20 protein-coding genes are annotated in these 19282 nt (G+C 62.2%); 3 read left to right on the top strand and 17 right to left on the bottom strand.

Translation table 11 applies throughout. The features are described 5' to 3' along the window. Nucleotides 1-216: 216 nt before the first annotated feature. On the bottom strand, nt 217-411 hold the full coding sequence (locus GCU53_RS21165) for a hypothetical protein (protein WP_152389336.1): 195 nt from the start codon (nt 409-411) through the stop codon (nt 217-219). Nucleotides 412-1037: 626 nt separating this feature from the next. Between GCU53_RS21165 and dnaX the strand changes: the two genes are divergently transcribed. The 3 genes from dnaX (at nt 1038) to recR (ending at nt 4165) form a co-directional block, all read left to right on the top strand. Then, complete coding sequence (gene dnaX, locus GCU53_RS21170; protein WP_152389337.1) at nt 1038-3113, top strand: DNA polymerase III subunit gamma/tau; 2076 nt, start codon at nt 1038-1040, stop codon at nt 3111-3113. A 10-nt stretch (nt 3114-3123) separates the two neighbouring features. Next, a complete protein-coding gene (locus tag GCU53_RS21175; RefSeq protein WP_152389338.1) occupies nt 3124-3450 on the top strand; it encodes a YbaB/EbfC family nucleoid-associated protein in 327 nt (108 codons plus the stop codon). 115 nt (nt 3451-3565) lie between these two features. Then, entirely contained in the window at nt 3566-4165 is a 600-nt protein-coding gene (gene recR, locus GCU53_RS21180; protein ID WP_152389339.1) for a recombination mediator RecR, read from the top strand. 91 nt (nt 4166-4256) lie between these two features. Here recR and GCU53_RS21185 read toward each other — a convergent pair whose 3' ends face one another. The 16 genes from GCU53_RS21185 to ccoN all read right to left on the bottom strand — a co-directional run bounded on the left by GCU53_RS21185 (nt 4257) and on the right by ccoN (nt 19251). Then, nucleotides 4257-4565 (bottom strand): cyd operon YbgE family protein, encoded by a 309-nt coding sequence (locus GCU53_RS21185; protein ID WP_152389340.1) that lies wholly within the window; start codon nt 4563-4565, stop codon nt 4257-4259. Continuing rightward, nucleotides 4540-4656 (bottom strand): cytochrome bd-I oxidase subunit CydX, encoded by a 117-nt coding sequence (gene cydX, locus GCU53_RS21190; RefSeq protein ID WP_152389341.1) that lies wholly within the window; start codon nt 4654-4656, stop codon nt 4540-4542. The genes GCU53_RS21185 and cydX overlap by 26 nt, the downstream gene beginning before the upstream one ends. 74 nt (nt 4657-4730) lie before the next feature. Next, nucleotides 4731-5870, bottom strand: a complete 1140-nt coding sequence (gene cydB, locus GCU53_RS21195; RefSeq protein WP_152389342.1) for a cytochrome d ubiquinol oxidase subunit II — start codon at nt 5868-5870, stop codon at nt 4731-4733. Between the two features lie 10 nt (nt 5871-5880). Continuing rightward, nucleotides 5881-7494, bottom strand: a complete 1614-nt coding sequence (locus GCU53_RS21200) for a cytochrome ubiquinol oxidase subunit I (RefSeq protein ID WP_152389343.1) — start codon at nt 7492-7494, stop codon at nt 5881-5883. Then, a complete protein-coding gene (gene cydP, locus GCU53_RS21205; protein WP_152389344.1) occupies nt 7494-7706 on the bottom strand; it encodes a cytochrome oxidase putative small subunit CydP in 213 nt (70 codons plus the stop codon). The genes GCU53_RS21200 and cydP overlap by 1 nt, the downstream gene beginning before the upstream one ends. Nucleotides 7707-8213: 507 nt before the next feature. Then, nucleotides 8214-8948, bottom strand: coding sequence for a fumarate/nitrate reduction transcriptional regulator Fnr (fnr, locus tag GCU53_RS21210; RefSeq protein ID WP_012700607.1), 735 nt, complete (start codon nt 8946-8948; stop codon nt 8214-8216). A 147-nt stretch (nt 8949-9095) separates the two neighbouring features. Beyond that, nucleotides 9096-10472, bottom strand: a complete 1377-nt coding sequence (hemN, locus tag GCU53_RS21215; RefSeq protein ID WP_152389345.1) for an oxygen-independent coproporphyrinogen III oxidase — start codon at nt 10470-10472, stop codon at nt 9096-9098. A 73-nt stretch (nt 10473-10545) separates the two neighbouring features. Then, nucleotides 10546-11307 carry a sulfite exporter TauE/SafE family protein gene (locus GCU53_RS21220; protein ID WP_152389346.1) on the bottom strand — a complete coding sequence of 254 codons (762 nt, stop codon included), beginning with the start codon at nt 11305-11307 and terminating at the stop codon, nt 10546-10548. Continuing rightward, nucleotides 11300-11527 (bottom strand): cbb3-type cytochrome oxidase assembly protein CcoS, encoded by a 228-nt coding sequence (gene ccoS / locus GCU53_RS21225; RefSeq protein ID WP_152389347.1) that lies wholly within the window; start codon nt 11525-11527, stop codon nt 11300-11302. The genes GCU53_RS21220 and ccoS overlap by 8 nt, the downstream gene beginning before the upstream one ends. A gap of 25 nt (nt 11528-11552) precedes the next feature. Continuing rightward, entirely contained in the window at nt 11553-13955 is a 2403-nt protein-coding gene (locus tag GCU53_RS21230; RefSeq protein ID WP_152389348.1) for a heavy metal translocating P-type ATPase, read from the bottom strand. A gap of 72 nt (nt 13956-14027) precedes the next feature. Next, entirely contained in the window at nt 14028-14531 is a 504-nt protein-coding gene (locus tag GCU53_RS21235) for a FixH family protein (protein WP_152389349.1), read from the bottom strand. Nucleotides 14532-14543: 12 nt separating this feature from the next. After that, a complete protein-coding gene (ccoG, locus tag GCU53_RS21240; protein WP_152389350.1) occupies nt 14544-15956 on the bottom strand; it encodes a cytochrome c oxidase accessory protein CcoG in 1413 nt (470 codons plus the stop codon). 129 nt (nt 15957-16085) lie between these two features. Beyond that, nucleotides 16086-17006, bottom strand: a complete 921-nt coding sequence (gene ccoP, locus GCU53_RS21245; protein WP_152390005.1) for a cytochrome-c oxidase, cbb3-type subunit III — start codon at nt 17004-17006, stop codon at nt 16086-16088. A 5-nt stretch (nt 17007-17011) separates the two neighbouring features. Beyond that, a complete protein-coding gene (locus tag GCU53_RS21250; protein WP_152389351.1) occupies nt 17012-17197 on the bottom strand; it encodes a cbb3-type cytochrome oxidase subunit 3 in 186 nt (61 codons plus the stop codon). Nucleotides 17198-17203: 6 nt separating this feature from the next. Further along, on the bottom strand, nt 17204-17812 hold the full coding sequence (ccoO, locus tag GCU53_RS21255) for a cytochrome-c oxidase, cbb3-type subunit II (RefSeq protein WP_152389352.1): 609 nt from the start codon (nt 17810-17812) through the stop codon (nt 17204-17206). Next, the gene (gene ccoN / locus GCU53_RS21260) at nt 17812-19251 is read right to left on the bottom strand and encodes a cytochrome-c oxidase, cbb3-type subunit I (protein WP_152389353.1); all 1440 of its coding nucleotides are present in this window, start codon (nt 19249-19251) and stop codon (nt 17812-17814) included. The genes ccoO and ccoN overlap by 1 nt, the downstream gene beginning before the upstream one ends. Nucleotides 19252-19282 lie beyond the last annotated feature (31 nt).

A 19282-nucleotide genomic window follows, 5' to 3' on the forward strand; every position in this document is an offset into this window, starting at 1 on the left:
CCTGCGCAAAAGCCTCTGGCTGGCCATCTGGCATCAGTGAACCGCCCCGGGTTTTCCGGAGACAGCAGGGGGCAGCGGTTGGTGAGTTTGGCGGCTGCCAATTTACCTGCTTCCCTGACTGTCAATCCTCGCTTCCCCAGGACTCTGCGAAGAACCATAAAAAAGCCCTCCGAAGAGGGCTGGAGCAGATCGAGCAAAGAACAAAGCACGCACCTACTAGAAAACCAGACCCTGCCCATCGAGTTGAAGTTCATATCGGGAAACAGGGAATTCTGCTAACAAGTTGCCGTTTTCAGGCGGAAAAGGAGGCTGCCGGGGAGGTGGGCTGGCATTGATACAGCCAGATGATGTCGGGTCGGTGAAGCTTCCATCCTTTCCGCGAAATATAAAGAGCTGGGTGGCTGCCTTCATGATCGAAAGCTCCGCTCTGGCAGCGAGTCGGGGTGCAGACCCGGGACAGCTACCAGGAGCGCATTGGCCGATTCCGAGCTAGCGGCCCTTGTATGTGCCCTGCCAGATCACGCCGACAATGGACACCAGAAAAACGATTGACCAGAAAGCCCATTGAATACCCATGGCATTTACCTCCAGAGGCAGCGGCGTTTACCTGTTTGAAGCAATAATCCTTCCAACTGCCTGCCTTCCCGCACCGATCGCTCTATGACGCTACCTGGGCTGCGGCTTTGCACTTGGGGTGAGGTGGCCTCGGGCAGGGGTGTTTCATATTTGAAACAGTCGAGTGTCTCGGTGGACATGGGTGCTCCACATATGAGACATGTGGGTAGACAGATGGCTGCTCGGCACTTGCCGATGCACCTCTTCCGGGCTCGGGCGATGCTCGAGATTGCGCCTGATCGCGCCGCGATAAAGCCTCGGGTCGGTTTGCGTCCTTTCACAAGTCCAAGCATTTCAGGCAAGGCCGAGATGCGCCTTGGGCTTGCCCCGAGTCCTGGCTGGTGTGCCTGCAGGGCGGATGCAATTTGCATTCTGCTCCGCTAGCATTGCCGCTCTCCGCTTGTTCAGCTGCGATGGTATCGATGAGTTATCAGGTTCTTGCACGTAAATGGCGTCCCCGCTCGTTCCGAGAAATGGTCGGCCAGACCCATGTGCTCAAGGCACTGATCAATGCCCTCGACAGTCAGCGCCTGCACCATGCCTATCTGTTCACCGGCACCCGCGGGGTGGGCAAGACCACGATCGCGCGGATCATCGCCAAGTGCCTGAATTGCGAGACCGGCATCAGCTCTATCCCCTGCGGACAATGTTCGGTCTGCCGTGAAATCGACGAGGGGCGTTTCGTCGATCTCATCGAGGTCGATGCTGCCAGCCGCACCAAGGTGGAGGACACCCGCGAGCTGCTCGACAACGTGCAGTACGCGCCAAGCCGTGGACGCTTCAAGGTCTACCTGATCGACGAAGTGCACATGCTTTCCAGCCACTCGTTCAACGCGCTGCTGAAGACCCTCGAGGAGCCACCGCCTCACGTCAAGTTCCTGCTGGCGACCACCGATCCGCAGAAGCTGCCTGTCACCATCCTGTCTCGCTGTCTGCAGTTCGCTCTGAAGAGTATGCCGCCAGAGCGGGTGGTCGAGCACCTGACCCACGTGCTTGGCGCGGAAGGCATTCCCTTCGAGTCGGATGCCCTCTGGTTGCTCGGTCGTGCTGCCGACGGTTCGATGCGCGATGCCATGAGCCTGACCGATCAGGCCATCGCCTTCGGCGAGGGCAGGGTGCTCGCCGCCGATGTGCGAGCCATGCTCGGAACCCTCGATCACGGTCAGGTCTATGGTGTGCTGCAGGCGCTGCTGGAGGGCGATGCCCGGGCCATGCTCGAAGCGGTGCGCCAGTTGGCCGAGCAGGGGCCGGACTGGAGCGGTGTGCTGGCGGAGCTGCTCAACGTGCTGCATCGGGTGGCCATTGCCCAGGCGCTGCCGGAGGCGGTGGACAACGGCCAGGGCGACCGCGAGCGGGTGCTGGCCCTCGCCCAGGCGCTGCCGGCCGAAGATGTGCAATTCTATTACCAGATGGGCCTGATCGGCCGTCGCGATCTGCCGCTGGCGCCGGACCCGCGCGGTGGTTTCGAGATGGTGCTGCTGCGCATGCTGGCGTTCCGTCCGGCGGATGTCGGCGGAGCGCCCGGCAGGCCGCTAAAGGATCAGGGAATCCGCTCGGCCACGGCTGATTCCCCATCCGATCCTGTGGCAGAGACTGACTCTGCACAGTCGCCTGCCGTCTCCGCGGCTGTATCGGGCGAAAGTTCGGCCATGGCTGCTCCGGCGTTTGCCGAACCGATCGAGCCTGTATCGCCGCCAGAGCCAAGGTTGCCTGCCGGAGCTCCCGATCTGCCATGGGAGGAGCCTTCGCAGGCTGCCGGCGCTCTCGTCTCGAAGTCGGCTGCGATGCTGGTCGGTGGCATGGCCACTGCGCCTGTGGCGGAGAAAACGGAGAGGGCTCCCGAAAGTGCCGTATCGGATCAGCCGAGTCCGCCGGCTCGAGCCTCCTTGGCGTGCGAGAGGTCAACGGCTCCTGCCGCCGATCGCGCGCCGGAAAGGATGCCTGCGCCGGTCACGGGGGAAGAGCCTCCTCCGGCGGACGATGACTATTATGAAGTGGATGCCGAGGAGGTGGATGTCGAGGCCTACGCCTACCTCGATGCCTTTCCCGTCGAGGAGCCGCTTCCGGCGAAGCCGGAGCCCGAAGCCGAGCCCGCGGTAGCGCCGGCCACCGGCCTTGCGGCCGAATGGCTCGAACTTTTCCAGCGCCTGAGACTGGCCGGCATGACAGCCAACATCGCAGCCAACTGTACCCTGGTGAAGGCCGAAGGCGACCATTGGGTGCTGCATCTGGATCCGGCGCAGGCCGCACTGTTCAACAGTACCCAGCAGCGGCGCCTGAACGAGGCTTTGAACCAGCATCATGGGCGTACGCTCAAGCTGGACATCGAATTGCGCAAGCCGGAGCAGGAAACTCCAGCCCAGGCGGCGGCACGGCGAAGGGCCGAGCGCCAGCGCCAGGCCGAGGCGTCCATTCAGGACGATCCCCTGATCCGGCAGTTGATTCAACAGTTCGCCGCGGTGATCCGCGACGGCACCATCGAACCCCTGAATACCTGAGGTGATTCCCATGATGAAAGGTGGCATGGCCGGCCTGATGAAGCAGGCCCAGCTGATGCAGGAAAAGATGCAGAAGATGCAGGAAGAGCTGGCCAACGCCGAGGTGACCGGTCAGTCCGGGGCCGGCCTGGTGAGCGTGGTGATGACGGGGCGTCACGATGTCCGGCGCGTAACCCTGGACGATAGCCTGATGCAGGAGGACAAGGAGGTTCTCGAGGACCTGATCGCCGCTGCCGTCAACGATGCGGTACGCAAGATCGAGCAGAACAATCAGGAAAAGATGGCCGGGATGACCGCCGGCATGGGCTTGCCGCCCGGCTTCAAGATGCCGCTCTAAGCATTTCCCGGGTTTTTCCCGCGCCGGCCCCTCCCGCTTGCGGGGGAGGGTGCCGACTGGTCGCCGTTCTTGCGTGCGATCTATCCTGCTGTCCTGCCCTCCGGTCCGTTCGCCCATGAGCTTCAGTCCGCTGATCCGACAACTCATCGACGCCCTGCGCATCCTTCCCGGTGTGGGGCAGAAAACCGCCCAGCGCATGGCCCTGCATCTGCTCGAGCGCGATCGCAGTGGCGGCGTGCGTCTGGCCCAGACGCTCACCCAGGCGCTCGAGCGTGTCGGTCACTGCCGACAGTGCCGTACCCTGAGCGAGGACGAACTCTGCCCGCAATGCGCCGATCCGCATCGCGACGATTCCCTGCTCTGTGTGGTGCAGGGACCGATGGACGTGTTCGCCATCGAGCAGACCGGTTATCGGGGCCGCTACTTCGTGCTCAAGGGGCATCTGTCTCCCCTGGATGGTCTCGGTCCGGAAGCCATCGGTATTCCCGAGCTGTTGATGCGGATCGAGCTGGGAGTCTTCGCAGAGGTGATCATCGCCACCAACCCGACGGTGGAGGGCGAGGCCACGGCCCATTATATCGCCCAGATGCTGGCGTCCGGAGGTGTCATGGTTTCCCGCATCGCCCATGGCGTGCCGCTGGGCGGCGAGCTGGAACTGGTGGATGGCGGCACTCTGAGTCACGCTCTGGCCGGACGCAAGCCGATCAGCCTGTGAGCCTGGTTGTGCGCCGAGTGATTCGATGGCAGGAGAGGACGGGGGAAGGGGAAAAGCGAAAGGCCCCTCGCGGGGCCTTCCTGGCAGGGCATCAACCCATCTGCACCTGGTACAGAATCGCGTAACCCAACCCCATCAGCACCCAGCCACCCACGGGGTGGAACAGGATGCGCCAGACCAGGCCGCGCGGATCGAAGCCGACACCGTGAATGAAGCCGCTGGAGATCCCCAGCATTACCAGCATCAGCATGCTGTGGCTGTACCCGGCCTCGGGATCGACGATCAGCGATGGATGAATCAGAAATATCAGCGTGATCGGCGTGGCCAGAAGCAGCGACAGGATGCGGAGCGGGCGTCGCTGCAGGAGCTGCTTTTCACTCGTCACCCGCCGGACCCTCATCCATTTTCATGGTGGTTTCCAGCCACAGGGCGTTGATGACTCCGAAGCCACAGGCCAGCAGGATGCCGAGAATCCAACTGAAGTACCACATGTTGCCTCCTAGGCCCGCCATGGGGCGGGCGAACTCGATGGGGATGGCGCGGACAGGGTCCGCGCCGGTTTCAATCAGTACAGGCCGTGAGGGTTGGCCTCGATGGTCTGGTCGTTCAGCTTGCCCCACATGCGCCAGTAGCACCACAGGGTGTAGCCCAGGATGATCGGCACGAAGATGATCGCGGCGATCAGCATGATCCCCAGAGTCTTGTGGCTGGACACGGCATCCCACACGGTCAGGCTGGAGACCGGGTCGATGGCCGACGGCATCACGAACGGGAACAGGGCGAAGCCTGCGGTGAGGATGGCGCCGACGATCGCCAGGCTGGTGCCCAGGAAGGCCATGCCATTGCGCTTGGTCTGCGCGCCCATCAGGGCCAGCGCGCCGCCAACCAGGCCCAGCAGCGGAGCGAACTGGGTGAGGGGGTAGCGTACATAGTTGGCCTGCCAGCCGCTGTTATCCAGGGTGACCTGCTTGGTCAGCGGATTCAGAGCCGCGTTGGGATCGAAGTTGTCGACCAGATTCATGCCGTCGATGCCCAGCAGCAGCCAGATGCCGCAGATGAAGAAGCCGCCCAGGAACACCAGCGCGCACAGGCGGGTAGCCTTGCAGGAGCGCTCGTACAGTTCGCCTTCGGTGCGCAGCATCAGCCAGGAACCGCCGTGGGCGCTGAGCATGCTCAGGCTCACGATGCCGGCCAGCAGGGCGAAGGGGTGCAGCAGGGAGAAGAAGGAGCCTTCGAAGTGGGAGCGCATCGTCTCGTCGAAGCGGAACGGCAGGCCCAGGAACAGGTTGCCGAACGCTACCCCGAACAGCAGGGCGGGCAGTGCGCCACCGGCGAACAGAGCCCAGTCCCAGATGTCGCGCCACTTCTTGTTTTCCAGCTTGCTGCGGTAGTCGAAGCCTACCGGGCGGCAGAACAGACCGAAGAGCACCAGCAGCAGGGCCCAGTACATGCCGGAGAAGGCCGTGGCGTAGACCAGCGGCCAGGCGGCGAACAGGGCGCCACCGGCGGTGATGAACCACACCTGGTTGCCGTCCCAGTGGGGGGCGATGGTGTTGATCGCGACGCGGCGCTCGTTGTCGGTCTTGGCGACGAAGGGCATGATCGCCATCGCGCCCATGTCGAAGCCATCGGTCAGGGCGAAGCCGATCAGCAGCACACCGATCAAGCCCCACCAGATCAATTTCAGTGTTTCGTAATCAAACATGGCGTTTTCCTTAGGCGCTGACTGGTTGTTGGGGTTCCGTCTGGCTCGGGCTGGCATGCTTGTGAGCCGACTGCTCGAGCTGCTCGAAGTGATAGCGGCCGGTATGCAGGCTGGACGGGCCAAGGCGAGCAAAGCGGATCATCAGATACATCTCGACTACCAGCAGCAGGGTGTAGAACGCGATCAGAGCCAGCAGCGAGCCCCAGAGATCAGCACTAGTCAGGCTGGAGGCGGAGAGGTGGGTGGGCAGGACGCCACCGATGGTCCAGGGCTGGCGGCCATGCTCGGCCACAAACCAGCCGGTCTGGGTGGCAATCCACGGCAGCGGCAGGCTGTACAGGGCGAACTTGAGCAGCCAAGGCTTGGATTCCTCGTTCTTGCGAGCCGAGGCCCAGAAGGCGCAGGCGAACAGAACAAGCATCACAAAGCCGGAGCCGACCATGGCGCGGAAGCTCCAGAACATGCTGGGCACGTGGGGAATGGTGTCCTTGGCAGCTTGCTTGATCTGCTCTTCGGAGGCATCGACCACGTTCGGGGTGTACTTCTTCAGCAGCAGACCGTAGCCGAGATCATCCTTGACTTCGTTGAAGGCTGCGATCTTTTCCGGGCTCTTGTCGCCGGCACGGATTTCTTCCAGCAGGCCGTAGGCAATCATGCCGTTGCGGATGCGGGCTTCGCTCTCGATGACCAGATCCTTGATACCAGTGACCTGCTCATCCAGCGAGCGAGTGGCGATGATACCCAGGGCGAAGGGAATCCGGACCGCAAAGTCGGTGCGCTGCTCTTCCTCGTTCGGGAAGCCGAACAGGGTGAAGCTGGCCGGTGCAGGATGGGTTTCCCATTCGGCTTCGATGGCGGCAAGCTTGGTCTTCTGCACTTCGCCGACTTCGTAGCCGGATTCGTCACCGAGCACGATTACCGAGAGAATGGAGGCCATACCGAAGGCGGAGGCGATGGCGAAGGAACGACGTGCAAAGCCCAGATCGCGTTTTTTCAGCAGGTAGTAGCTGGAGATGGCCAGTACGAACACGGCGCCGGTTACATAGCCGGAAGCGACGGTGTGAACGAACTTGACCTGGGCGACCGGGTTGAGGAGCAGGGCACCGAAGTCCACCAGTTCCATCCGCATGGTTTCGAAGTTGAACTCCGCGCCAACCGGATGCTGCATCCAGCCGTTGGCCACCAGAATCCACAGGGCCGACAGGTTGGAGCCGAGTGCCACCAGCCAGGTCACCGCCAGGTGCTGCACTTTCGACAGGCGATCCCAGCCGAAGAAGAACAGGCCGATGAAGGTGGACTCCAGGAAGAAGGCCATCAGACCCTCGATGGCCAGCGGCGCACCGAAGATGTCACCCACGTAGTGGGAGTAGTAGGCCCAGTTGGTGCCGAACTGGAATTCCATGGTCAAACCGGTGGTGACGCCGAGAGCGAAGTTGATACCGAACAACTTGCCCCAGAACTTCACCATGTCCTTGTAGACCTGCTTGCCGGTCATTACATAGACCGACTCCATGATGGCGAGCAGGAAAGTCATCCCTAGGGTCAATGGTACGAATAGGAAGTGATACAGCGCCGTCATGGCGAACTGCAGACGCGATAGGTCTACGACGGATTCCGAGATCATCAGGGACTCTCCTCGGTCGGGGATTGATCTTGTGCTGCCACACTGCCAAACAGTCGCTCGCTGACTTTCTCGGTACCGTTTTCAGGCACCGTCGGTTCTGTGAACCAAAGTGCCTTGATACCGAGAATTACGCTCAGCTTGATCGTCAGGATGACAACGAGCTCCCGAACCAGAGGAATACGCCAAGGCGAAGATTTGGATGGTTGAGACATGTGGGCAGCTCCAAAAGGCTGGATGGCCAACGGTCGACGGGGGAAGGCGACCGTTGATCCAGGTCAAATAAATCAAGATTCACTGTTGGTCGGTAGTGACCAATTGACGCAGGTCAATGAAGCCTGCCCGTTTTTGCTGCTTGGGAGAGGTCTTGCGGAGGGGGAAGGCAGGGCGATCGAGTGTTATAAGTATATGATATTTAACAAAAATGTCTTGTATTGACTTTTTGGTACTGACGTGCCCCTAAGTCTTTGGTAGGGGGTGTCATAAGGGCGAAATAATGGCCTTCGCCTGCGCATATGCGCAGGCTGCGGTCGCAGCGTGCAGGAAATGTCCCCAGTACGCGGCGGAGAGCATCTCGGCTGCGAGTTGTCTGCTGGGTCGGAGAGAGGTACGCCTTGGTGGCGAAGACGGTAGCGTTGCGGTGAGGGAGGGGCCCCAATGCGCTCAAGTCGCTGCTGCAAAGGGGCTGAAGCGGGGCGCCTTCTGATGGCGCCCGACGCAGGTCAGGCTTCCATGTTGCCGCCTGCCAGGGAGCATAGTTCGACGGGGTTGAGGATGGTCACTTCCTTGCCTTCGGCGGCAATCAGCTCGTTCTGCTGGAAGCGGCTGAACACGCGGGACACGGTTTCAACGGCCAGGCCCAGATAATTGCCGATCTCGTTGCGCGACATTGCCAAGCGGAAGTGGTTGGCAGAGAAGCCGCGTGCCCGGAAACGCGAGGACAGGTTGATCAGGAAGGTGGCAATGCGCTCGTCGGCAGTTTTCTTCGACAGCAGCAGCATCATCTGCTGGTCGTCGCGGATTTCACGGCTCATGACCCGCATCAGCTGTCGCCGCAGCTGGGGCAGCTGCAGGGCGAGCTCGTCCAGCCGCTCGAAGGGGATCTCGCAGACCGAGGTGGTTTCCAGTGCCTGTGCGGAAACCGGGCAGCTGTCGCTGTCCATGCCGGAAAGACCGACGAGTTCGCTGGGCAGGTGGAAGCCGGTGATCTGCTCCTCGCCATTGTCGCTGACGCTGAAGGTCTTGAGAGAGCCCGAGCGTACGGCGAACACCGAGCCGAAGGCATCACCTTGGCGAAAGAGGAATTCGCCCTTTTTGATCGGCTTGCCGCGCTTGACGATTTCGTTCAAGGCGTCGATATCCTCGAAGTTGAGCGAAATCGGTAGGCACAAGGCCGCCAGACTGCACTCCTGACAGCGGATATGATGCACGGGGCGTACCTTGGATTTATCCGACATAAGCAACTTTCTCTTACTTGTGATGCGCTTTGACGGAGGATAATACCCCAGGCTTCAGTCAACTGACAAAAAGTCTTAACCCGGAGAAACCCTCATCTTCGAGGCACCGCGCCGGAAGGTCTGCATGGCTTTCCGGCGCGCTGCGAGTCAGATGATACGGGAGAAGCGCTGGCGATTGTGTTCGACCAGATAATAGTCGAAAAGCATGCAGATCGAGCGAACGAGCAGGCGTCCGGCAGGCAGGACCTCGATGCCTTGCGGAGTCAGATCGATCAGTCCGTCGCGAGTCATGCTCTGCAATTGAGGCCAGACATCTGCGAAGTAGTCCCGGAAGACAATGCCGAACTGTTGCTCGATGCTGGTGAATTCCAGCTGGAAGTCGCAGATGAGCTTCTGGATGACCGCGCGGCGAATCCGGTCGTCGCCATTGCATTGCAGGCCGCGGGCGGTCGGCAGCTGATCGTTGTCGAGGCGACTCTGGTAGGTGTCGATGTCGCTCTCGTTCTGGCTGTAGAGATCGCCGATCTGGCTGATGGAGGAAACGCCCAGCCCGATCAGGTCGCAATGACCGTGCGTGGTGTAGCCCTGGAAGTTGCGTTGCAGCCTGCCATCTTCCTGGGCAATCGACAGCTCGTCGTCGGGGAGGGCGAAGTGATCCATGCCGATGTACTGGTAGCCGGCGGCGGCGAGTTGCTCGATGCTGTTGTGCAGCATGGTCAGCTTGTCGGCGGGTGCCGGCAGGTCGGCAGCGCTGATTCGCCGCTGCGGCTTGAAGCGCTCCGGCAGGTGGGCGTAATTGAATACCGACAACCGGTCGGGTTGCAGGGCGATGATCTCTTCGACGGTACGGGCGAAGGTTTCCGGCGTCTGCCTGGGCAGGCCATAGATGAGATCGACGTTGATCGAGCGGAACCCCAGGGTCCGGGCGGCCTCGACGATGGCGCTGGTTTCCTCCAGGCTCTGCAGACGGTTCACTGCGCGCTGGACGCCGGGGTCGAGATCCTGCACACCGAGACTGATGCGGTTGAAGCCCAGCTCGCGGAGCAGTCCCATGGTCGACCAATCCGCTTCCCGAGGATCGATCTCGATGCTGAAGTCGCCTTTCTCGGCAAAATTGAAGCGCTGACGGAGGAGCTCCATCAACTGCTGCAGTTCACCGTGACTGAGGAAGGTCGGTGTGCCGCCGCCCAGATGCAGTTGCTCGACCTGCTGTTGTGGCGAAAGGTGACGGCTGATGATGTCGATTTCCTTTTCCAGCCGCTCGAGGTAGGGCTGGGCGCGGCCGCGATCCTTGGTGATGACCTTGTTGCAGGCGCAGTAATAGCAGACGTGGGCGCAGAACGGGATGTGTATGTAGATCGACAGCGGACGCTTGGCCTGGCGGCTTTCGCGCAGTGCGTTGAGCAGCTTGAAGGAGCCCACGCCAGGCTGGAACTGCACTGCCGTGGGGTATGAGGTATAGCGCGGACCCGCCTGATCGTAGCGACGGATCAGGTTGGTATCCCATTTGATCGGAGCAGGCATAGGGGGTATTCCGGTATGGGCAGGCTGTGGGGGAAGTCTAAAAGAACGCTCTCGGAAAGCACCTTGATTTGTATCAAACGGGCTTGACGGTTGCCGCCGGCGGGCCGACAGGCTGCATTGGCACCGGCATGCGGTCGGTTGCGGCATGCTCCCGGTGTCCCGTCAGCCATGCCTGGTGAGGACCGGGGAAGGTCCAGAAACCGAACAGGATCACCAACAGACCACCAGCAATACGCACGTGCCGCTGGCGTAGCCAGGCGGTCAGGCGCTCGGCCGCCAGTCCGGTGGCGAGCAGTACTGGCCAGGTGCCGAGACCGAAGGCGAGCATCAGCAGCGCGCTATCCAGGGCGCTGCCCTGGCTCGCTGCCCAGAGCAGGGTGCTGTAGACCAGTCCGCAGGGCAGCCAGCCCCAGACTGCACCGAGCAGCAGGGCGCGGGGCAGGCTGTCGACCGGGAGCAGGCGGGAGGCAACCGGCTGGAGATGCCGCCAGAGTCGCTGGCCGAGAGCTTCGAGACGGGTCAGTCCGCTCCACCAGCCGGCCAGATACAGGCCCATCGCAATCAGCAGCAGGGCTGCGACGATGCGCAGGACCAGAGCGGCCGGGCTGTTGGCCAAGGCCCAGCCGCCCAGGCCGATCAGCAGGCCGGCGGCGGCATAGCTGAGGACTCGTCCGAGGTTGTAGGCGAGTAGCAGCCGCAGGCGGTGGCCCCGTTGCTCGGGCGGGATCGCCAGTGTCAGGGCGCCCATCAGGCCGCCGCACATGCCCAGGCAATGCCCGCCGCCCAGCAGGCCCAGGATCGCGGCCGAAGCGAGCAGCGGGATCATTTCAGGCACGGGGAGGCTCCTTGTCCTGGCCCTGCCCGGTTGGCTTGTCAGGATGTTCTGCCTCGGCCAGTCCGGCCTTGTGCGAGGGATCTTCGTCGTCGAAAAGGATGTTGTGCGCCGGGCTGTCGAGATCGTCGTACTGGCCGTTGTCGATAGCCCAGAAAAGCAGCCAGATGGCCAGGGCGACTACTATTACAGCGACCGGAATCATTACATAGAGCGCAGCCATGTCGTGCTCCTGTTGTGCTGGCGGCTCAGGAGCCGCGGGTCAGCCGCAAGGCATTCAGGACCACCAGGAGGGAGCTCAGCGACATTCCAATCGCGGCCCAGAGCGGGGTGACCCAGCCGAGTGCGGCAAAGGGCAGAATCAGGCCATTGTACAGGCCGGCCCAGGTCAGGTTCTCGATGATGATGCGGCGTGTTCGGCGGGCGAGGGCGAAGGACTGTACCAGCGTTTCCAGCCGGTTGGACAGCAGGACGGCATCGGCGCTGGTCTTTGCCAAGTCGGTGGCCGAGCCCATGGCCACGCTGATGTCCGCGCCGGCCAGCACCGGAACGTCGTTCACCCCGTCGCCGAGCATCATGACGCGGTGTCCCTCGGCATGTAGCTGCCTGAGTACGCCGAGCTTCTCGTCCGGGGTCAGGCCGCCACGGGCATCGTCGATAGCCAACTGCCTGGCGACCTCGGCAACCATCGGCGAGCTATCGCCCGAGAGCAGCAGGGTTCGCCAGCCGCGTGCGCGACAGGCATCGAGCAGGGCGGAGGCGTCTTCGCGCAGGCGGTCGTCGAGCACCAGCCAGGCCAGTGGTCCCTGTCGGTCGCCCAGCAACAGCCACTGGCCCTGTTCGCCGGGAATCGGTGGTGCTGGCTGGTCGTGGAGTGCGGCGACGAAGGTGGGCTGGCCAATGCGTAGCAGTCGGCCCTGGACGACTCCCTCCAGGCCTTGCCCGGGAGTGACATCGACCCGCTCGGCAGCCTGGGGCGCGCGGCCGAAGGCACGGGCGATCGGATGCTCGGAGCGGTTCTCCAGGGCAGCGGCCAGTGCCAGGCAGGCATCGCCGTCCACTTCGCGCAGGGGATGCACGGCGCTCAGGACCAGGCGTCCTTCGGTGAGGGTGCCCGTCTTGTCGAAGATCACCGTGTCTATGCCGTTCAGGCCCTCCAGCACATGTCCGCGGGTCAGCAGCAGGCCCAGCCTGTGCAGAGTGCCGGTGGCCGCGGTGAGAGCAGTGGGGGTGGCCAGCGACAAGGCGCAGGGGCAGGTGGCGACGAGCAGGGCGAGTACTACCCAGAAGGCCCGCTCCGCATCGATCTGCCACCAGATCAGACCGACCACCATGGCTGCGCCCAGCATGGCGAGCAGAAACCACTGGGCCACCCGATCGGCCAGTTCGGCGAGCCGGGGCTTGTCGGCCTGGGCGCGCTCGAGCAGGCGCACGATGGAAGAGAGGCGAGTATCGTCGCCCAAGGCCTGAACCTCGATGGTCAGCGGGCCTTCCACGTTCAACGTTCCTGCAGTAACGGCATCGCCCGGGGTACGGGGTTGCGGCAGGTATTCGCCGGTCAGCAGCGACTCGTCGACACTGGACTGCCCCGCGATGATGCGGCCATCGGCCGGTAGAAGGTTGCCTGGCGGCACCAGCACGCGATCGCCCAGGTTGAGCTCCCTGAGCAGGATGCGTTCGCTGTGTCCTTCGTCATCGAGGCGCAGGCAGGAAGGGGGCAGCAGATTGACCAGTTGGGCCGTAGCCGCAGCAGTGCGTTCGCGGGCACGACGCTCGAGAAAGCGCCCGGCGAGGAGAAACAGGGCAAACATGCCGGCTGCATCGAAATAGAGTTCACCCTGGCCTGTCAGGGTCGACCAGATGCCGGCTGCATAGGCACCACCGATCGCCAGGCTGACGGAGACGTCCATGGTCAGGTGATGCGTGCGCAGGTCGCGCCAGGCGCCCTTGAAAAAGTCGATGCTGCTGTAGAAGACGATCGGCGTGGTGAGAATCAGACTGACCCAGCGGAGGATCTTGTCCATCCCTGCCGAGAGATCGAGGTTGAATTCCGGCCAGGTGGCCATGGTGGCCATCATCACCTGGAACCACAGCAGGCCGGCGACCCCCAGCTGCCTCAGCACGCGACGATTCTCCCGGGCCAGATGCTCGGCGGCTCGGTCCGGCTGATAGGGGTGGGCGGCATAGCCGATCTGGCGCAATGTTTCGAGCAGGCGGCTCAGAGGCACCTGGCTGGCATTCCAGCGCACATGCAGGCGGTGGTTCGACAGATTGAGGCTGGCATCGGCAACGCCGTCCAGAGTGCGCAGGTGCTTTTCGATCAGCCAGCCGCAGGCAGCACAGCTGACGCCCTCGATCAGCAGGCAGGCAGTGCTCAGCTCGCCCTCGTGCTGGACGAAGGGCTGCTGTACATCGGCGCGATCGTAGAGTGCCAGTTCCTCGCTCAGTGCCTGGGGCAGGGCCTCGGGATTGGCGGCATTCTCGCTGCGATGCTTGTAGTAGCTTTCCAGGCCGCCGGCGACGATCGCTTCGGCCACGGCCTGGCAACCCGGGCAGCACATTGCACGGGGCTCGCCCAGTACGCGAGTCTGGAAGTGGCTGCCGGCAGGGACCGGCAGGCCACAGTGGTAGCAGGGGGTGAGGGTGGCCATGGGGAGTGCCGAAATGCGGGATGAATGGTGGGAGCCTGGACAAGTCGACGGCAGAGCCTGCCGTCGACTTCTTTAGTCGCCCAGCTCGAGGGTGACGCCCGATTCGAGGTTCTCCTCCTCGAACAGGCGCCAGTCCTTTCCGCCTTCCTGGCCAAGGATCTCGACGAAGCGGCGTCCCTGCACCGCATCCTGCATCTGGCCCCTATAAAGGTCATCGGTCTGCGGCTGCAGCACGATGCGGCGGTCTTTTTCCACCTGGGTCGGCGAGATCAGGTTGAGCACCAATTGCTGGGGGCGGCTGTTGCCGGTCAGCCTGATCTCGGCGATGCCGTCCTCCTCGTGGAGTACGAGCCGTGCCTGCATGCCCAGGCGACGAGCGAGGTGCTCCCGTTCCAGCGAAGTGTTGATGCCCTTGCCGGCATCGTAGTAGTTGTCCACTACCAGGCTGTCCGCCTCGCGGATGGAAATCACCAGCAGGCTGGTGCCCAGCACCACCGAGCAGAGAAGGATCGCGATGACGAACCAGGCCCAGAACTGCTTGTACCAGCGGCTGCTTTCACGGTTTGTCGGGTGCATGCGTTACCTTGGCTAGCGGACGCTGGGGCCGATGAAACGGCTTTCGGCGTCTTGGTGAATGCTCGGGTCGTCAGCGGACTGTATCCTGAAAACGATGTCGTTGGTGCTCGAAGGCAGCTTGTCCGGATCGAGGGATAGTTCCACCGGTATCGACAGAATTTCCCCGGCGCTGGCCCGCACTTCGCGCTGGCCTTCATAGATGAGGCCGTCGAGGCCTTCGGCGTCGATCACGAAGGTAAGGTCGCGCTGGGCCTTGTTCATGACCTTCAGGATGTAGACGTTCTCGATGCGGCCATCGTCATTCTCGCGGTAGAGCACCCGATCCTTCAGCACGTCCAGCTCGACCAGCGAGCGGTTGGATACGGCGTATCCGAACACGCTTGTCATGGCGATCAGCGCGATGGCATAGCCGACCAGGCGCGGACGCAGCAGGCGGGTCTTCTCGCCGGACAGCGTGTGTTCGGTGGTATAGCTGATCAGGCCCTTCGGATAGTTCATCTTTTCCATGATCGAATCGCAGGCGTCGATGCAGGCGGCACAGCCGATGCACTCGAACTGCAGGCCATTACGGATGTCGATTCCGGTGGGGCACACCTGGACGCACATGGTGCAGTCGATGCAATCGCCCAGACCCTGGGCCTTGTAGTCGATACCCTTCTTGCGCGGGCCGCGCTTTTCACCACGGTTCGGATCGTAGGAGACGATCAGGGTGTCCTTGTCGAACATCACACTCTGAAAGCGTGCATAGGGGCACATGTAGACGCACACCTGTTCCCGGAGGAAGCCGGCGTTGCCATAGGTGGCCAGGGTGAAGAAGCCAATCCAGAACAGGGCCCAGCCTCCGACATCGAGGGTCAGCAGATCGGGCACCAACTGGCGAATGGGGGTGAAATAGCCGACGAAGGTGATTGCCGTAAGCAGGGCGACGCCCAGCCAGATGCCATGCTTGGCCATCCTGCGGAGGAGTTTCTGACCGCTCATCGGAGCCTTGTCCAGCTTCATGCGCTGGTTGCGGTCTCCTTCGGTGACCTTTTCCGCCCACATGTAGACCCAGGTGAAGACGCTCTGCGGGCAGGTATAGCCGCACCAGACGCGTCCGGCGAAAACGGTGACGAAAAACAGGCCGAAGGCACAGATGATGAGCAGCCAGGACAGGAGCATGAAGTCCTGTGGCCAGAAGGTGGCGCCGAAGATGTAGAACTTGCGTTCCGGCAGATCCCACCAGACGGCCTGGCGGCCATCCCAGTTCAACCAGACGGTGCCGAAAAAGAGAATGAAGAGAACCAGGCCACCGACGCGCCGCAGGTTGCGGTACAGGCCGGTGAAGGCGCGGGTGTAGATCTTTTCACGCTGGACATAGAGATCGACGTTGTCGCTGTCTTTGTCCGCTGGAGTAACGTCTTGGACGGGGATTTGCTCGCTCATCAATGCTTACCACGGCGTTGGAGGGTGATCCGGCCGATGGGCTACCGGCCGTGATCAGTTTACCTTTTGGTAGATTGTAGACCTGGCGAGTCGGATGCAGGTGCGACCGCTGGTCGCGCCTGCAGGCGATCATTTCTCCGTGGCTTTGTTCGACAGGCTATACACGTAGGCGGCTACCAGGTGGGCCTTGTCGTTGCCCAGGAAGTCCTTGTGGGCTGGCATGTTGCCATTGCGCCCATGGCGCAGGGTCTGCTGAACCTGGGCGAAGCTGGATCCGTAGAGCCATACGCGGTCGGTCAGGTTGGGCGCGCCCATGGCCTGAACGCCCTTGCCCTCGGGGCCATGGCAGACCACACAGTTGGCCTGGAAGATCTTCTGGCCTTCGGCCAGGTTGACTTCGACGCCTTCCGGAGCCTTGAGACTGGCGAGGCTGCGTACATAGGCGGCAGTGTTCTTGATGCCTTCCTCGCCGATCACGTCCTTCCAGGCCGGCATGGCTGCCTTGCGGCCTTCCATGATGCTGGTCTTGATGGTTTCCGGCTCGCCGCCATACAGCCAGTCGTGGTCCGTCAGGTTGGGAAAGCCGTAGGCGCCCTTGGCGTCGGAGCCATGGCACACGGAGCAGTTGGAGGCAAAGATGCGGCCGCCCATCTTCAGGGCCTGATCCTGTTTGGCAACTTCCTCGATCGGCATGGCGGCGTATTTCTGGAACAGCGGGCCGTACTGGTCGTCGGCCTTGGCCATTTCCTTCTGGTACTGGTTGGCGCCGGTCCAGCCTTCTTCATAGCCAGGCAGCACGCCTTTCCAGTTGCCCAGACCCGGATAGAGGATCAGATAGCCGACCGCGAAGATCACGGTGCCGAGGAACAGCCAGAACCACCACTTGGGCAGCGGGTTGTCATATTCCTCGATCCCATCGAAGGAGTGCCCCATGGTCTGGTCGGTGCTGCCCTTGCGTTCGCCCTTGCGGGTCGCGAAAAGCAGCCAGGTAACGGCGACGATGGTCCCGAGGGTCAGCAGGGTGATGTACGAACTCCAGAATGAAGTCAATGAAGTCATTCGTTCTTGCTCCTAGAAGCTTTGTCGTCACGCTTCTCGGATTCGGGCTCGTCGGCGAAGGGCAGGTTGGCGGCTTCGTCAAAGCTCTTTTTGCGTTTGCTGCTGAAGACCCAGATCAGCATTCCCACGAAGGCGATCAGCACCAGAGCGGTGCCCAGTCCGCGAAGAGTCCCGATATCCATGATGCGTTACCGTTTGGTTTTGATGGAGGTGCCGAGAACCTGGAGATAGGCCACCAGAGCATCCATTTCGGTCTTGCCCTTGACCGACTCCCGGGCACCGGCGATGTCCTTGTCGGTGTAGGGCACGCCGAGGGTGCGCATGGCTTCCATCTTGTCGGCCGTCTTCTCGCCGGTCAGCTTGTTCTCGACCAGCCAGGGATAGGCGGGCATCTTTGATTCCGGCACCACGTTGCGCGGGTTATAAAGGTGCGCGCGGTGCCAGTCGTCGGAGTAGCGGCCGCCTACGCGGGCCAGATCGGGACCGGTGCGCTTGGAGCCCCACAGGAACGGATGGTCCCAGACGCTCTCGCCGGCAACCGAGTAGTGACCATAACGCTCGGTTTCGGCACGGAACGGGCGAACCATCTGCGAGTGGCAGCTGACGCAGCCCTCCTTGATGTAGATGTCGCGTCCCTCCAGTTGCAGGGCGGTATAGGGCTTCATGCCCTCTACCGGCTCGTTGACGACGTCCTGGAAGAACAGCGGAACGATCTGGGTCAGGCCGCCGATACTGACGGCGGCGACCATGAACAGGCCCAGCAGGCCGATGTTCTTTTCGAGTACTTCGTGCTTCATTAGTGGGCAACCTCGACGATTCGGGCGGCAGCTTCGTATTCAGTCGATTTGGCGACACGCACGGTACGCCAGGTGTTGTAGGCCATCAGCAGCATGCCGACGACGAAGAAGGCGCCGCCGATCATCCGCACGATGAAGCCGGGGTGGCTGGCTTCCAGTGCCTCGACAAAGGAGTAGGTCAGAGTGCCGTCCTGGTTCACCGCGCGCCACATCAGGCCCTGGGTGATGCCGTTGACCCACATGGAGGCGATGTACAGCACGGTACCGATGGTGGCCAGCCAGAAGTGGGCGTTGATCAGGTCGACGCTGTGCATCTGCTCGCGACCGAAGACCTTCGGAATCAGGTGATACAGCGAGCCGATGGACACCATGGCTACCCAGCCGAGGGCGCCGGCATGAACGTGGCCGATGGTCCAGTCGGTGTAGTGGGACAGGGCGTTGACGGTCTTGATCGCCATCATCGGGCCTTCGAAGGTGGACATGCCGTAGAAGGCCAGGGAAACTACCAGGAAGCGCAGGATCGGGTCGTTGCGCAGCTTATGCCAGGCACCCGACAGGGTCATCATGCCGTTGATCATGCCGCCCCAGCTCGGAGCCAGCAGGATGACCGACATCACCATGCCGAGCGACTGTGCCCAGTCCGGCAGCGCGGTGTAGTGCAGGTGGTGCGGGCCGGCCCAGATGTAGAGGGTGATCAGGGCCCAGAAGTGGACGATGGACAGGCGATAGGAGTAGACCGGACGCTCGGCCTGCTTGGGCACGAAGTAGTACATCATGCCGAGGAAGCCGGTGGTCAGGAAGAAGCCCACGGCGTTGTGGCCGTACCACCACTGGACCATGGCATCGGTCGCGCCGGAATAGAGGGAGTAGGACTTGAACCAGGAAACCGGCAGCTCCATGTTGTTGACGATGTGCAACATGGCGGTGACGAGAATGAACGCTCCGTAGAACCAGTTGCCTACATAGATGTGCTTGGTCTTGCGCTTGATGACGGTGCCGAAGAAAACGATCGCGTAGGTGACCCAGACCACGGCGATCAGGATGTCGATCGGCCACTCCAGCTCGGCGTACTCCTTGCTGCTGGTTACGCCCAGCGGCAGAGTAATGACGGCCAGCACGATCACGGCCTGCCAGCCCCAGAAGGTGAAGGCGGCCAGGCTGTCGGAGATCAGGCGCGTGTGACAGGTGCGTTGCACCACGTAGTACGAGGTAGCGAACAGGGCGCAGCCACCGAAGGCGAAGATCACCGCGTTGGTGTGCAGCGGTCGCAGGCGACCGAAGCTGGTCCACGGCAGGTTGAGGTTCAGTTCCGGCCACACCAGCTGTGCGGCAATGAGGACCCCAAGTCCCATTCCGATGACCCCCCAGATCACCGTCATGATGGCGAACTGGCGGACCACCTTATAGTTATAAGCAGTCTGACTCGATGCTGTGCTCATGCTTAAGGTTTCCACGGTTAATGGAGGTTTT

This window comes from Azotobacter salinestris, from assembly GCF_009363155.1.
Classification (GTDB): domain Bacteria; phylum Pseudomonadota; class Gammaproteobacteria; order Pseudomonadales; family Pseudomonadaceae; genus Azotobacter; species Azotobacter salinestris.

Coding starts and splice junctions, on each gene's coding strand:
- GCU53_RS21165 (WP_152389336.1), bottom strand. CDS start 411: ATGAAGGCAGCCACCCAGCTCTTTATATTTCGCGGAAAGGATGGAAGC.
- dnaX (WP_152389337.1), top strand. CDS start 1,038: ATGAGTTATCAGGTTCTTGCACGTAAATGGCGTCCCCGCTCGTTCCGA.
- GCU53_RS21175 (WP_152389338.1), top strand. CDS start 3,124: ATGATGAAAGGTGGCATGGCCGGCCTGATGAAGCAGGCCCAGCTGATG.
- recR (WP_152389339.1), top strand. CDS start 3,566: ATGAGCTTCAGTCCGCTGATCCGACAACTCATCGACGCCCTGCGCATC.
- GCU53_RS21185 (WP_152389340.1), bottom strand. CDS start 4,565: ATGAGGGTCCGGCGGGTGACGAGTGAAAAGCAGCTCCTGCAGCGACGC.
- cydX (WP_152389341.1), bottom strand. CDS start 4,656: ATGTGGTACTTCAGTTGGATTCTCGGCATCCTGCTGGCCTGTGGCTTC.
- cydB (WP_152389342.1), bottom strand. CDS start 5,870: ATGTTTGATTACGAAACACTGAAATTGATCTGGTGGGGCTTGATCGGT.
- GCU53_RS21200 (WP_152389343.1), bottom strand. CDS start 7,494: ATGATCTCGGAATCCGTCGTAGACCTATCGCGTCTGCAGTTCGCCATG.
- cydP (WP_152389344.1), bottom strand. CDS start 7,706: ATGTCTCAACCATCCAAATCTTCGCCTTGGCGTATTCCTCTGGTTCGG.
- fnr (WP_012700607.1), bottom strand. CDS start 8,948: ATGTCGGATAAATCCAAGGTACGCCCCGTGCATCATATCCGCTGTCAG.
- hemN (WP_152389345.1), bottom strand. CDS start 10,472: ATGCCTGCTCCGATCAAATGGGATACCAACCTGATCCGTCGCTACGAT.
- ccoS (WP_152389347.1), bottom strand. CDS start 11,527: ATGGCTGCGCTCTATGTAATGATTCCGGTCGCTGTAATAGTAGTCGCC.
- GCU53_RS21230 (WP_152389348.1), bottom strand. CDS start 13,955: ATGGCCACCCTCACCCCCTGCTACCACTGTGGCCTGCCGGTCCCTGCC.
- GCU53_RS21235 (WP_152389349.1), bottom strand. CDS start 14,531: ATGCACCCGACAAACCGTGAAAGCAGCCGCTGGTACAAGCAGTTCTGG.
- ccoG (WP_152389350.1), bottom strand. CDS start 15,956: ATGAGCGAGCAAATCCCCGTCCAAGACGTTACTCCAGCGGACAAAGAC.
- GCU53_RS21250 (WP_152389351.1), bottom strand. CDS start 17,197: ATGGATATCGGGACTCTTCGCGGACTGGGCACCGCTCTGGTGCTGATC.
- ccoO (WP_152389352.1), bottom strand. CDS start 17,812: ATGAAGCACGAAGTACTCGAAAAGAACATCGGCCTGCTGGGCCTGTTC.
- ccoN (WP_152389353.1), bottom strand. CDS start 19,251: ATGAGCACAGCATCGAGTCAGACTGCTTATAACTATAAGGTGGTCCGC.